This window comes from Endozoicomonas sp. ALD068 (assembly GCF_049310145.1).
Taxonomy (GTDB): Bacteria; Pseudomonadota; Gammaproteobacteria; order Pseudomonadales; family Endozoicomonadaceae; genus Endozoicomonas_A.
In genome coordinates this window covers 1,458,409-1,472,193 of sequence record NZ_JBLYNU010000004.1, presented here as the reverse complement: position 1 = coordinate 1,472,193, position 13,785 = coordinate 1,458,409, and the positions used below count along the sequence as shown (strand labels likewise).

Annotated in this window: 9 protein-coding genes; 8 read left to right on the top strand and 1 reads right to left on the bottom strand. The window is 47.7% G+C overall.

Going from position 1 to position 13,785, the window contains the following annotated elements; genetic code table 11:
* Nucleotides 1-37 precede the first annotated feature (37 nt).
* Together ACO6V5_RS05090 and ACO6V5_RS05085 are read left to right on the top strand one after the other, a co-directional pair.
* Nucleotides 38-1,537 carry a hypothetical protein gene (locus ACO6V5_RS05090; protein ID WP_422412905.1) on the top strand — a complete coding sequence of 500 codons (1,500 nt, stop codon included), beginning with the start codon at nt 38-40 and terminating at the stop codon, nt 1,535-1,537.
* A 214-nt stretch (nt 1,538-1,751) separates the two neighbouring features.
* Nucleotides 1,752-3,263: a hypothetical protein gene (locus ACO6V5_RS05085; protein WP_422412907.1), complete on the top strand. Its 1,512-nt coding sequence runs from the start codon at nt 1,752-1,754 to the stop codon at nt 3,261-3,263.
* A 306-nt stretch (nt 3,264-3,569) separates the two neighbouring features.
* On the opposite strand, the gene ACO6V5_RS05080 is transcribed toward ACO6V5_RS05085, so the two are convergent.
* Nucleotides 3,570-4,727, bottom strand: coding sequence for a hypothetical protein (locus tag ACO6V5_RS05080; protein WP_422492063.1), 1,158 nt, complete (start codon nt 4,725-4,727; stop codon nt 3,570-3,572).
* A gap of 266 nt (nt 4,728-4,993) precedes the next feature.
* On the opposite strand from ACO6V5_RS05080, the gene ACO6V5_RS05075 reads away from it, so the two are divergent.
* The 6 genes from ACO6V5_RS05075 (at nt 4,994) to ACO6V5_RS05050 (ending at nt 13,743) form a co-directional block, all read left to right on the top strand.
* Nucleotides 4,994-6,331: a hypothetical protein gene (locus ACO6V5_RS05075; protein ID WP_422441849.1), complete on the top strand. Its 1,338-nt coding sequence runs from the start codon at nt 4,994-4,996 to the stop codon at nt 6,329-6,331.
* Nucleotides 6,332-6,713: 382 nt separating this feature from the next.
* Nucleotides 6,714-7,361, top strand: a complete 648-nt coding sequence (locus tag ACO6V5_RS05070; RefSeq protein WP_422492062.1) for a hypothetical protein — start codon at nt 6,714-6,716, stop codon at nt 7,359-7,361.
* Between the two features lie 101 nt (nt 7,362-7,462).
* Nucleotides 7,463-9,397: a hypothetical protein gene (locus ACO6V5_RS05065; RefSeq protein ID WP_422492061.1), complete on the top strand. Its 1,935-nt coding sequence runs from the start codon at nt 7,463-7,465 to the stop codon at nt 9,395-9,397.
* A gap of 418 nt (nt 9,398-9,815) precedes the next feature.
* Nucleotides 9,816-10,271 carry a hypothetical protein gene (locus tag ACO6V5_RS05060; protein WP_422414068.1) on the top strand — a complete coding sequence of 152 codons (456 nt, stop codon included), beginning with the start codon at nt 9,816-9,818 and terminating at the stop codon, nt 10,269-10,271.
* A gap of 5 nt (nt 10,272-10,276) precedes the next feature.
* The gene (locus ACO6V5_RS05055) at nt 10,277-11,545 is read left to right on the top strand and encodes a hypothetical protein (protein ID WP_422414070.1); all 1,269 of its coding nucleotides are present in this window, start codon (nt 10,277-10,279) and stop codon (nt 11,543-11,545) included.
* A gap of 470 nt (nt 11,546-12,015) precedes the next feature.
* Entirely contained in the window at nt 12,016-13,743 is a 1,728-nt protein-coding gene (locus ACO6V5_RS05050; protein ID WP_422134039.1) for a hypothetical protein, read from the top strand.
* Nucleotides 13,744-13,785: the final 42 nt, after the last annotated feature.

Genomic DNA, 13,785 nt, shown 5'->3' with positions numbered 1-13,785 from the left:
CGGACTTCCTATCCACTCTTTTAAAAGGGCTCATAAAATGACTAAGTTGCAGCATTATACGATCTGGTTAATCGCCCCTGTATTCCTGTTTCATACTTTGAGTTTAAAGGCCCGGATAACGACTCAATCTTCAGCCACAACGAGCCTTCCAAGAGCGTGCAACAGTCTTAAAGAACAGACGACGGGGGTTAGGCAACGACTAAACCAGTACAGTAAACTTGTCAGCGGACGACAGTGTATTGTTCTCACGGCCGACCCTGCAGATGATTTAGGTGAGCGGATAAAACAGATTCCCGAAAACACCGTTATATTGCTCTCTTCCAATACCACGGCCCCGACCGTTACCCCAGCGACAGGTAAAATCCCGGTTAAGTACTTTATTGGCAGAGAGATAGTTTTAAAGGACGGTCACGACATTCTCGGGGCTGCTGATGACGGTTTTATAATCGTCATTACGTTTCATTCAAATTATAAAAAGAAAGAGATGATCAGGGCTGGAACCACTGACAACTTTCAGTTTGAAAAAACAAGAGACAGTCATATAAAACACATTACTTTCCTGACCACCGGACCTAAGCACCACAGGCCGGTTAACACCATTGTTTTCGCAGAGTGCTATAACCGGAGATTGATTGTAGAAAACAACGTTTTCTTTCTTCCTGAATTGGCTGCAGTTTATATTGATTGCAAAGAACCCCTGAATGCATCGGACAATACCACACGGCCCGGCCCGGGTCTGCTGTTCGAAAATAACACGCTCAGAGTTGACCCCACCAGTGCGATGCACCACGGTACTATTCCCGAGGAAGGGGTCTATATTAATCTTCCCAACATCATGAACCATTCAAAGAGGGTCGCAGTTATTGGGAATCGGTTCGTGGGCGAAATGGCAGACGCAGGTGAGTTTAATCTTGGACCCGGAGCCAGTATGGATGTTTTCAGAAATACACTGGTGATTTACATTGTCGAAGGACAACCTCAACGAGGTTTTGTTCTTACTGGTTTTGCAGATACCGACGCAGAACGTCCTCTCTTTAATCTGGTCGGCAATAAGATCTATGTAACAGGGACGGCTATAGCCGTCAGCACACCCCTTGCGCTGGCTCTGGCTTGTAATCAACTGCAGGCAGTTAAACCCTGGCAACAACTTCAACCGCAATTCATCCTGAAAGCTGAAGATCCATTAGAACCTGGACTGGCAGGTGAGTGCCAAGGCTTCGTCAGTTCAACCGTTGCAATGCCCACTTCAGGCTCTGCAGCTGTCATGGCAACATCTATTCCGTTTTCAATCGGTCATATCATGAATACCTGGACGGCTATAAATGGCTCCACGGCGACTGCCTGCAGCGGACTGATCAACGTCGAAGGCCAGTTCCTGTTTGAGTCGTACAGCTGCCAGGCAGCAACCGCATCCCCTGCTGCTATTACTGACACGACTTGCATTAACGGCGCGATCGCCAGTTCTTCAGAAGTTACAACCCTGTTGACTACTGGCTTGGCTGTCATAACAACTCTGGCCATTTTATTGACTCCATAACCTGAGCTAATTCATCCCTTCGGTTTACAAAGGCCGTTGCAAAACCCCGCCTGTGAATGGCTCAGAAGTCAGGACTTCAACTCTGGCCAAAAGCACCAGAGGAACAATAGACAGAAAAGATCACCTATTCTATAAAAACACTCTGGTCTCGTTAATGAATAAGTATTAATACAGAGTCCAGGCTTACTATCGCCTTTTATGCGGTGTCCAGATAATGATTAAGTGGCTACTTTATTTTGCGCGATCAATCGTCACTGTATGCCTGATACTGACTCTGAGTCTGCAGGCTCAGACTCCAGCCAATGATCCTGCAAGGGTACTGTGCGACTCTTTGTCAGGACAAACGACAGGGGTTCAACAACGGCTAAACCTCTACAGTAGCCTTGTCAGCGGGCGGCAATGCATTGTTATCGGTGCCAATTCGACAAAAGATTTAGCTCAGTTGATAAACCGGCTTCCTGAAAACACCGTGATACTGCTCTCCTCAGAGGCTGTCACTAACCTAACGACGCCTATACCATCGGTCACCCCTGCCCCTGCCTCGGGCATAACCCCGATTGACTACCTCATTGGCAGTGAAATCGTTTTGAAAGACGGTCAGGACATTCTTGGGGCCGCTAATGACGGTTTTGAAATCGTCATCAAGAATAACGCAAGTTATACAGATACACAGATGGTCAGGGTTGGAATCACTGACAACTTCCAGTTTGGAGAAACAGAAGACAGTCATATAAGACACGTTACTTTCCTGCCAACCGGACCTAAGCTACCCAGGCCCATTAATGACATTGTTTTAGCAGAGTGCTTTAACCGGAGACTGATTTTAGACAACAATGTATTCTATCTTCCTTATAAGTCTGCGGTTAACTTTGAGTGTAGAGAACACCTGAATGCGGCCCAAAATGACAGTCGTCCGGGCCCGAGCCTGATGTTTGTCAATAACACAGTTATAGGTAACACTATCCCAATGCAGATAGACGAATTAACTCCTGAGAGAGGGATACGTATTCATCTTCAATCCATCAAGAACCAGACACAGAGGGTCGCTGCCATAGGGAACATATTTCAAAATACAATGGCAGGAGCGGGTGAAATAATGCTTGGAGCCGGAACCAGTATGGATGTTTTCAGAAACAGGGTCGATATTTCCAATGTCGGCAAGACCTACAAGGAAGCTTCTGGTCGAGGAAAATTAATACAAGGGGGATTCATTCTCATAGGTCATACCAGTAAGATTGAAGAACCTCCTCTTTATAATTTTGCAGGCAATCAGATCCGGGGCTCAGCAGCAGCTATAGTCGTTATTGACACCATTAAACTGGCTCTGGCCTGTAACCACCTGCAGGCTGGCAGTCCGTGGCGACAACTTACAAAACACAGCCTGAAAGCCGTTGACCCATTGACACTGGCAGATAAGTGCGGAAGCCCAGCGACTTCAACTATTGGCATGGCAACTGGAAGTTTGCCTGCATTCTGCCAAATCGTGAATACCTGGACTGCTATTAATGATTCTACAGTGACTGCTTTAACTGGACTGACCAACGTCGAGGGTCAGTTCTACATTAATTCAGCTGCTTGCATGGCAGACGCTCAGTCCTCTTCTTCTATTGCCAATACGACTTTCAGTACCAGTACCAGTCCGGTTCCCACTTCATCATCAGGTACCACCGCAGTGACCAATGGTTTGGGTGTCATAGTCACTCTGGCCATATTGTTGAAACTATAGACATGAACTGATTCATCCTTTCGGTTTAAACAGGTTGTTGCAAAACCCTGTATATAAATGGCTCAGGAGTCAGAGCAAACACCCTGAATAACAGAAACTTAAGAGAGAACAGACAGAAAGATCGATCTATTTTCTTGCAACGCCTTAATCCTATTAATGGATAATTATAAACACAGCGACTAGGCTTCCTATCGACTTTCCAAGGAGTCCTGAAAATGATTAAGTTGCGGCACTATTCGTCCCTGTCCATCGCACCTGTATTTCTTTTACTGCCTCTGAACCTTCAGGCTCAGAACACGACTCAACTTACAGCCGCAGTTCAATCGACAGCTGGAGTTCAATCGACAGCCACAGTTCAATCGTCAGCCGCAGTTGAACCGACAACCACAGTTCAATCGTCAGCCGCAGTTGAACCGACAACCACAGTTCAATCGTCAGCCGCAGTTGAACCGACAACCACAGTTCAATCGTCAGCCGCAGTTGAACCGACAACCGCAGTTCAATCGTCAGCCGCAGTTGAACCGACAACCGCAGTTCAATCGTCAGCCGCAGTTGAACCGACAACCGCAGTTCAATCGTCAGCCGCAGTTGAACCGACAACCGCAGTTCAATCGTCAGCCGCAGTTGAACCGACAACCGCAGTTCAATCGTCAGCCGCAGTTGAACCGACAACCGCAGTTCAATCGTCAGCCGCAGTTGAACCGACAACCGCAGTTCAATCGTCAGCCGCAGTTGAACCGACAACCGCAGTTCAATCGTCAGCCGCAGTTGAACCGACAACCGCAGTTCAATCGTCAGCCGCAGTTGAACCGACAACCGCAGTTCAATCGTCAGCCGCAGTTGAACCGACAACCGCAGTTCAATCGTCAGCCGCAGTTGAACCGACAACCGCAGTTCAATCGTCAGCCGCAGTTGAACCGACAACCGCGGTTCAATCGTCAGCCGCAGTTGAACCGACAACCGCGGTTCAATCGTCAGCCGCAGTTGAACCGACAACCGCAGTTCAATCGTCAGCCGCAGTTGAACCGACAACCGCAGTTCAATCGTCAGCCGCAGTTGAACCGACAACCGCAGTTCAATCGTCAGCCGCAGTTGAACCGACAACCGCGGTTCAATCGTCAGCCGCAGTTGAACCGACAACCGCAGTTCAATCGTCAGCCGCAGTTGAACCGACAACCGCAGTTCAATCGTCAGCCGCAGTTGAACCGACAACCGCAGTTCAATCGTCAGCCGCAGTTGAACCGACAACCGCAGTTCAATCGTCAGCCGCAGTTGAACCGACAACCGCAGTTCAATCGTCAGCCGCAGTTGAACCGACAACCGCAGTTCAATCGTCAGCCGCAGTTGAACCGACAACCGCAGTTCAATCGTCAGCCGCAGTTGAACCGACAACCGCAGTTCAATCGTCAGCCGCAGTTGAACCGACAACCGCAGTTCAATCGTCAGCCGCAGTTGAACCGACAACCGCAGTTCAATCGTCAGCCGCAGTTGAACAAACAGCCGCAGTGCAACCGACAGCTAGAGTTCAACCGTCCGCCGCTGTTCAATCGACAGTTACAGCTCAATCGTCAACTGCAGCTCCTACTACTGCAACTCCCCATCCAACGGAATTATGCAGCTCTCTCAGAGGTCAAACGACGGGGGTCCAACAACGGCTCGAGGACAGTGATCTTGTTAGCGGACGACAGTGCGTTGTTCTCAGTGCCGACCCTGCAGATGATTTAAGTGAGTTGATAAAACAGATTCCTGATAACACCGTTATCTTGCTTTCCTCCAAAACAACTTCTCCAACCGTTGCCCCCGTGACAGGTAAGCCCACTGCTGAATATCTTATCGCCAATGCAATAACTCTGAAGAACGGTCAGGACCTCATCGGGGCTGCCGATGACGGTTATGAAATTGTTATCAAGCTCCATGATAACTTTAAAAATAGATACATGATCGGGGTTGGCGTTGACTACGATGACAAATTCAATTTTGGAGAAACAGCAGACAATCATATAAAACATATTACTTTCCGGCCAACTGGAGTTAATCCAGATACTCAAACTGACGATATTGTCCACACAAACTGCTATTATCGGTCATTATCTATAGAGAACAACGTTTTTTATCTCCCTGTCTGGGCCGCAGTTAACATTAGTTGTTCTGCGAATCTGGATGCATCCACCAGTGATTTGCACACGGGTCCGGGCTTACGTTTCGCTAATAACAAGGTCATTGGTGAAACCATCCGCACAACAAAACTCAGTATGATTCCCGAGGAAGCAATATTCATTAATCTTCGCAACATCAATAACCTGTCAAACAAACTCGAAATAATTGGTAACACATTCCGGGGCAAAATCTCGGAATTGGCTGACATTGCAATTGGATCCGGAAGCAATATTAATATCTTCAGAAACACTGTTGATATTGATAATAAAGGCAAGACACGTAGCGAAATTCGTACAGGAATTGAAACCCGAAGGGGTGGGTTCGCTTTAAAAGGTCTTTTCGTTTTTGCCCATAGAAAAGCTCCTCTCATTAATCTGGTTGGTAACAATATCAACGTCACAAGGACAGCTTTAACTATCTATGACAAGCTTGATCTGGCACTGACCTGTAACCACTTTCGGGGAATGACTTTGTGGAAAGTAGACAACGAATATTTCCCCCTGAAAGCCGTTGATCCATTGCCACTGGCAGTTGAGTGCCCAAGGTCTGTGAGTTCAACCGTCGACATGGCAACGACCAGTGCACCGACACTTTGCCAGATCGTGAATAGCTGGACTCCTATCAATGATTCCAAAGCCACTGCTTTGACTGGACTGACCAACGTCGAGGGTCAGTTCTACTTTGACTCAGCTGTTTGCATGACAGACCCTCAGTCCACTGCGTCTATTACCAATGCGACTACCAACAATGCGACTTTCAATATCAACCAGTCCTCTGCGTCTATTACCAATGCGACTACCAACAATGCGACTTTCAATATCAACCCGGTTTCCACTTCATCGGCGGATACAATCCCAGTGACCAATGCTCTGGGGGTCATAGCCTCTCTGGCCATATTGTTGAATCTATAGCCTGAGTGTTTCATCCCCTCGTTTATAAAGAGGCTGTTGCAACGCCCTTGCCCTGTAAGTACCTGGCCAGTTGGTTTCGCATATTCTGGCGAGTGGATTTTTTCATCCTTCAAGGCGCAACGACGGGCGCGTAGCCATAGCTACGCAACCAGAGTTGGAACGCAGAAGGATGGAAAAAGCCGCCGTCCAGAATATGCGAAACCAACTGGTTAGGTACTTATATGAGCGGCTCAGGAGTCATGGCTAATACCCTGAGTAGTAGCACTAAAGAGAGGATTGACAGAAAGATCCATCTGTTTTCTTGCAACACCTTAATCCTATTAGTGGATAACTATAAACACAGCGACTAGGCTTTCTGTCGGCTTTTCAAGGAGACCTGAAAATGATTAAGTTGCGGCACTATTCGGTCCTGTTCATTGCTCCTGAATTTCTGTTACTGGCCCTGACCATTCAATCTACACCCACTACAGCGTTAACAGCCCCCATAAAGATTAATGATGCAGAAGACCTGAGCAAGATTGGTCGAGAATATCCACTAAACGGTACCTATCAACAGACAGCGGATATTGTTGTCACTAAAGACTATCAATCCATTGGCAATGATACCCATCCATTCACCGGGGAGTACTATGGGCAGTGCCGTACCATCAGCGGCCTGTCTGACTGTTTTATTGACACTCTGAAAGGCAGCATCAGGAACCTTCACTTTACGGGTGCCAATATAACTTCCTGGAAGACGACCGGGTTAGCAGCCTGTGTTGTTGATGATACTGGCAAAGTCAGTAATATCCGGGCGAAAGATGTTCGTATTGACAACCCAGGGGGGGGGCGTGTACGCCTCGGCATCGGTGGGGGGGTGGTTAAAGGAATGGTTGACAACACCACGGCGGTGAACTGCCATGTCTTACTCAAGGCTTCGGATTCAAACGCCGGCATCGGGGGGGGGTATGTTACAGATACAGGAAAGGTTGCCAACACCATGGCGGTGAACAGCAGTGTCACAACCTCGGGTCAGCATGCACATGCCTAGCATCGGGGGGGTGGGTTGAAGGAACGGTTGCCAACACCACTGCGGTTTACAGCAGGGTCGAAACCAAGAATTTCAAGGCATGCGCCGGCATCGGTGGGGGGGTGGTTAAAGGAACGGTTGTCAACACCACGGCGGTGAACAGCCATGTCAAAACCGAGGGTAATCAAGCAGAAGCCGGCATCGGAGGGGGGTTGTTGTATTACCGGGGAAAGGTTGACAGCACCACGGCGGTGAAAAGCTCGGTCAAAACCTCGGGTTCGAATGCAGATGCCGGCATCGGTGGGGGGGAGGTTCACGGTACGGTTGACAAAACCACTGCGGTGAACAGCAATGCCAAAACCGAGGGTTGGTATGCAGACGTCGGCATCGGGGGGGCGTTTGTTACAAATACAGGAAAGGTTGCCAACACCATGGCGGTGAACAGCCATGTCGGAGCCACCAAGCGTGGATTTTCAAAAGCCGGGATCGGGGCTGGGGGAAATAGTGGAACAAAGGTTACCAAGACCAATGCGGTGAACAGCTATGTCAATGGCAATATAAGGAATTTTGGATCTATCCCCAATGATCAACTTTTTTGCCAAAATGCAGACCCACGTGTGTTAACAGCCAATTGCTCTTCGAGAACTGAATTTCGGGATGCGTTGGATTTATCGTTTTGCCTGGTAAATGCCGCTACCGCAACTTCCCTTCCAACGGAATTATGTAGCTCTCTCAGAGGCCAAACGACGGGGGTTCAACAACGGCTTATCGACGACAGTGATCTTGTTAGCGAACGACAGTGCGTTGTTCTCAGTGCCGACCCTGCAGATGATTTAAGTGAGTTGATAAAACAGATTCCTGATAACACCGTTATCTTGCTTTCCTCCAAAACAACTTCTCCAACCGTTGCCCCCGTGACAGGTAAGCTCACTGTTGAATATTTTATCGCCAATGCAATCGTTTTGAAGAACGGTCAGGACATCATCGGGGCTGCTGATGACGGTTTTGAAATTGTTATCAAGCTTCATGATAACTTTACAAGTAAATACATGATCGGAGTTGGCGTTCACTACGATGACGAATTCAATTTTGGAGAAACAGCAGACAGTCATATAAAACACATTACTTTCCAGCCAACCGGAGTTAATCCAGATACTCAAACTGACGCTATTGTCCACACAAACTGCTATTCTGGGACATTATCTATAGAGAACAACGTTTTTTATCTCCCTGTCCGGGCCGCAGTTAACATTAATTGTTCTGCGAATCTGGATGCATCCACCAGTGATTTGCACACGAGCCCGGGCTTACGTTTCGCTGATAATCATGTCATTGGTCAAACCATCCACACAACAAAACTCAGTATGATTCCCGAGAAAGCAATATTCATTAATCTTCGCAACATCAATAACCTGTCAAACAAACTCGAAATAATTGGTAACACATTCCGGGGCAAAATCTCGGAATTGGCTCAGATTGCAATTGGATCCGGAAGCAATATTAATATCTTCAGAAACACTGTTGATATTGATAATAAAGACAAGACACCTGGCGAAATTCGTACAGGAATTGAAGGAGGGTTCGCTTTAAAAGGTCTTTTCGTTTCTGCCTATAGAAAAGCGCCTCTCATTAATCTGGCTGGTAACAACATCAACGTCACAACGACAGCTTTAACTATCTATGACAAGCTTGATCTGGCGCTGGCCTGTAACCACTTTCTGGGAATGACTTTGTGGAAAGTAGACAACGAAGATTTCCCCCTGAAAGCCGTTGATCCATTGCCACTGGCAGATGAGTGCCCAAGGTCTGTGAGTTCAACCGTCGGCATGGCAACGACCAATGCATCGACACTTTGCCAGATCGTGAATACCTGGACTCCCTTCAATGATTCCAAAGCCACTGCTTTGACTGGACTGACCAACGTCGAGGGTCAGTTCTACTTTGACTCAGCTGTCTGCATGACAGAGCCTCAATCCTTTGCTTCATCAGCGGGTACAACTCCAGTGACCAATGCTTTGGGGGTCATAGCTTCTCTGGCCATAGTGTTGAATCTATAGCCTGAGCTGATTCCTCGGTTAAAAGAGCATGCCCGCACCCTGTATATGAAAGGCTCAGGAATCAAGGCTAATACTCTGATTAGCAGCACTAAAGAGAGGATTGACAAAAAGATCCATCTATTTTCTTGCAACACCATCATCACATTAATGGATAAGTATAAACACAGCGTCTAGTCTTCCTAACGACTTTTCCAAGGAGTCCTGAAAATGATTAAGTTGCGGCACCATTCGGCCCTGTTCATCGCTCCTGTATTTCTGTTACTGCCCCTGAACCTTCAGGCTCAAAACACGACTCAACCTACAACCGCAGTTCATCCAACAACCACAGCTCAACCGACAGCAGCACTTCAACCGACAGCGGCAGCTGAATCGACAACCTCAGTTCATCCAACAACCACAGTTCAATTGACAACGGCAGTTGAACCGACAGCCTCAGTTCAAACGACAGCCGCAGTTCAACCGTTCGCCGCAGTTCAACCGTTCGCCGCAGTTCAATCGACAGCCGAAGTTCAATCGACAGCCGCAGTTCAATCGTCAGCCGCAGTTCAATCGTCAGCCGCAGTTCAATCGTCAGCCGCAGTTCAATCGTCAGCCGCAGTTCAATCGTCAGCCGCAGTTCAATCGACAGCTGGAGTTCAATCGACAGCTGGAGTTCAATCGACAGCTACAGCTCAATCGACAGCTACAGCTCAATCGACAGCTACAGCTCAATCGTCAACTGCAGCTCCTACTACTGCAACTCCCCCTCCAAGGGAATTATGTAGCTCTCTCAGAGGTCAAACGACTGGGGTTGAACAACGGCTTAAGCAGTACCCTGGTCTTGTTAGCGGACGACAGTGCGTTGTTCTCAGTGCCGACCCTGCAGATGATTTAAGTGAGTTGATTAAACGGATTCCTGATAACACCATTATCTTGCTTTCCTCCAAAACAACTTCTCCAACCGTTGCCCCCGTGACAGGTAAGCCCACTGTTGAATATCTTATCGCCAATGCAATAACTTTGAAGAACGGTCAGGACATCATCGGGGCTGCTGATGACGGTTATGAAATTGTTATCAAGCTTCATCCAGGTTTTGCAGACAGAAACATGATCGAGGTTGGAGTTGAATACAATGGCGGATTCAATTTTAGCGAAACAATAGACAATCATATAAAACACATAACTTTCCGGCCAACCGGAGCTAATCCCGATAATCCAATCTACTCTATTTTTCACACAAACTGTTATAACCGGACACTGGCTATAGAAAACAACGTTTTATATCTCCCTACCTTTGCCGCAGTCGACATGAGATGCTCTACATCTCTGGATGCATCCGCCAACAATTTGCAAACGGGTCCAGGCTTGCGTTTCGCCAAGAACGAGGTCATAGGTGAAACCATCCGCACAACACAGCACAGTATGATTCCCGAGGCAGCAATAATCATTAATCTTGGTAACATCACCAGACAGTCAAACAAACTCGAAATAATTGAGAACACAGTCCGGGGCAAAACCTCACAATTGGCTGAGATTCAGCTTGGGCCCGAAAACAGTATTGATATCTTCAGAAACACGGTTACCATTGATACTGAAGGCATAACGCGTTACGAAATTGCAACAGGATATGCAGGCCGACGAGGGGGATTCGCTCTTATAGGTGATCGGTTTGGCGGTAAAGTTTCTCGCTTTAAACTGGCTGGTAATTATATCTACGTCACAACGAAAAATATAAACATCTCTTACAGCATTGGACTGGCCCTGGCCTGTAACGACTTTCTGGGAACGGCTCTGTGGAACCAATACAGCGAATTTCGTCCAGTGATAGCAGTTGACCCCATACCGCTCGGAACTGAGTGCCAAAGATCCGTGAGTTCAACCGCCGGCATGGCAACGACCAGTAGACCGACACTCAACCAGATCGTGAATACCTGGACTCCCATCAATTATTCCACAGCTTCTGTTCTGACCGGGCTGACCAATATCCAGGGTCAGCTCTACTTTGATAATGATGCAAACTGCCCGACAGTTGCTGCCCCTGCTGTTATTGACACCACATCAGCAGGTATAGACGACTCTGATTTTGTGACCACTTCAACTGCAGGTTTAACCGCCGCGACGACTGCTTTGGGTGTTATAACCACTCTGGCTGTATTGTTGAATCTATAGTCTTATGCAACCAGGCCCTGACATAAATGTACCCTGCGTTTATTCTGATTCCCGTGCTTTCAGGTACTATGGGTGGTCCCGGCCCGGGAATCCGCACATCATCTCGGGAGATAGACATTCCCGTCGAGGGCAAAACGAGTGATATGAAATAGCTCTGGAGTCAGGGCTGGCTGTCCGGGCAAGAGCACTGAAGAGAGGGTAGTAAGAAAAATCCAACTGTTTTTCCTGAAACATCTTAACCATATTAATGGATAAGTATAAATGCGGAGTCTAGGCTTCCTATCTAGGAGCCTGACCGAGAATAGCGCCCGTAGCGAGGACGGCAGAAAATTGAGGATGAAAATTCGGTTTTGTGAGGAGAATAGCGAGCTATTTGACGAACAAAAGCGGATTTTCAGACCAATTTGCTGCCGCCGCAGTAGGGCAGTCTATTCTCGGTCAGGCTCCTAGGCTTATCGGGAGTCCTTAACATGACCAAGCTACAGTATTATTCAACCTGCTTAATCGCTCTTGTACTCCTGTCACAGGCTCTGATTCTGCAGGCACAGAACACAACTCGATCACCCAGTGTAACCCCTTCTGCTCCCCCCCTCCTTCCGACTGAATTGTGCGACCGTCTTTCAGGGGTTGATGCAGTAGTGAACCTTTATAGCGACCTTGTTTACAATCGACAGTGTATTGTTCTCAAAGCTGACCCGACAGAGAATTTAAACAAGCTGATCGAACGGATTCCCGAGAACACTGTTATTTTGCTCTCCTCCGAAACCGTGCAGACCTCAACCACTGCCCCAACCACTGCCAATGTCACCACCAGCTCTTCGATGAATATGACCTCTTCCTCAATGGTTCAGTCAAATAGCACCACAGCGATGCCGCCTCCGTCAACGACCTCGGCGCCTGGTAAAATTACCGCTAAATACTTTATTGACGGTGAAATTCGTTTGAAAGACGGTCAGGACATTCTTGGACCTGCCGAGGTCGATCATGAAATCGTTATCGAGAATCGGCCAGGATTTACAGGCAGTAGTATGATCAGGATTGGAGCCCCTGATAACTTCCTCTTCGAAGAAAGAAGAAAAAGTAATATACGACACATTACTTTCCGGCCAACCTGGGAGAATAACCTCCCCAAAATTGACTCCATTGTTTTTGCAGAGTGTTATAACCGCAGACTGATATTAGAAGAAAACGTATTCCATCTTCCTGTTCGGGCAGCAGTTAACCTGGATTGCAAGTTACCTTTGAATTTATCCGCCACTTATTGGTATCGAGGTCCAGGTCTACAGTTCGCCAATAACACGGTCATTGGGAAAAAATACACCGGGCTTCACAACGGCATTCTTTCCAATCTTATTCCCGATCAGGGAATATTAATCAATCTTCCCGCCATCAAGTACCAGTCCAGGTTATTGACTGTGACTGGGAACACATTCCGGGGCGATATGGCAGAGGCGGGAGAGTTCAGACTAGGCCCCAGAATCACCATGGATGTGTTCAAAAACACTGTTGATATTTCCAATGAGGGTATCACACGACTCGACCCTCTTCGCAAGGGAGGGTTTGTACTTGTTGGTACCGCAGATAAGGAAACAAAGTTTCCTCTTTTTTACCTGATTGGTAATCAGATCAAAACAACACAGACCGCTCTGACCGTCAGTGGACTGCTTGCTCTGAATTTGGTTTGTAACCACCTTCAGGCAGTCAAACCATGGTGGCAACCTCTGAAACGCTTCAGCTTGAAAGCAGCACACATAACACTGGACGACGCGGAAAAACAAAAACTGTGCGAAAAAGTTGTAAGTTCACCCAGTGTCTGGCCAATTCCCACTCAAACAACCGTGAATATCTGGACCGCCATGAATGCTTCCACGGCCACTGCCTGCGCCGGGCTGGTCAACCTCGAAGGTGAGCTCTTCTTTGTTTCAGAAGTCTGCCAGCCAGTCAGTCCGCCCCTTGACTCAGCTGCAGGTTTCGCAGCCTTCTTCAATGCCGTCAATATGAGTTCGGCAGCGGCCTCCAATTTATCAAACACAGTTACGACCACAGCACTCCCAACTTCATCAAATACAAATATGACCGTCGTACCCACTTCATCAACTACAAATATGACAGTCCTGCCCACTTCATCAGCAGGTAAAGCCGCAGTGACGACTGCTCTGGGTGTCATGGCCACTCTGGCCATATTGTCGAACTTATAACCTGATGCATTCCCGCGCAAAGGGCGGGAATGCAGTGGGTGG

Bases quoted from the DNA above. Each gene is read 5' to 3' on its own strand.
- ACO6V5_RS05090 (WP_422412905.1), top strand. From the start codon at position 38: ATGACTAAGTTGCAGCATTATACGATCTGGTTAATCGCCCCTGTATTC.
- ACO6V5_RS05085 (WP_422412907.1), top strand. From the start codon at position 1,752: ATGATTAAGTGGCTACTTTATTTTGCGCGATCAATCGTCACTGTATGC.
- ACO6V5_RS05070 (WP_422492062.1), top strand. From the start codon at position 6,714: ATGATTAAGTTGCGGCACTATTCGGTCCTGTTCATTGCTCCTGAATTT.
- ACO6V5_RS05050 (WP_422134039.1), top strand. From the start codon at position 12,016: ATGACCAAGCTACAGTATTATTCAACCTGCTTAATCGCTCTTGTACTC.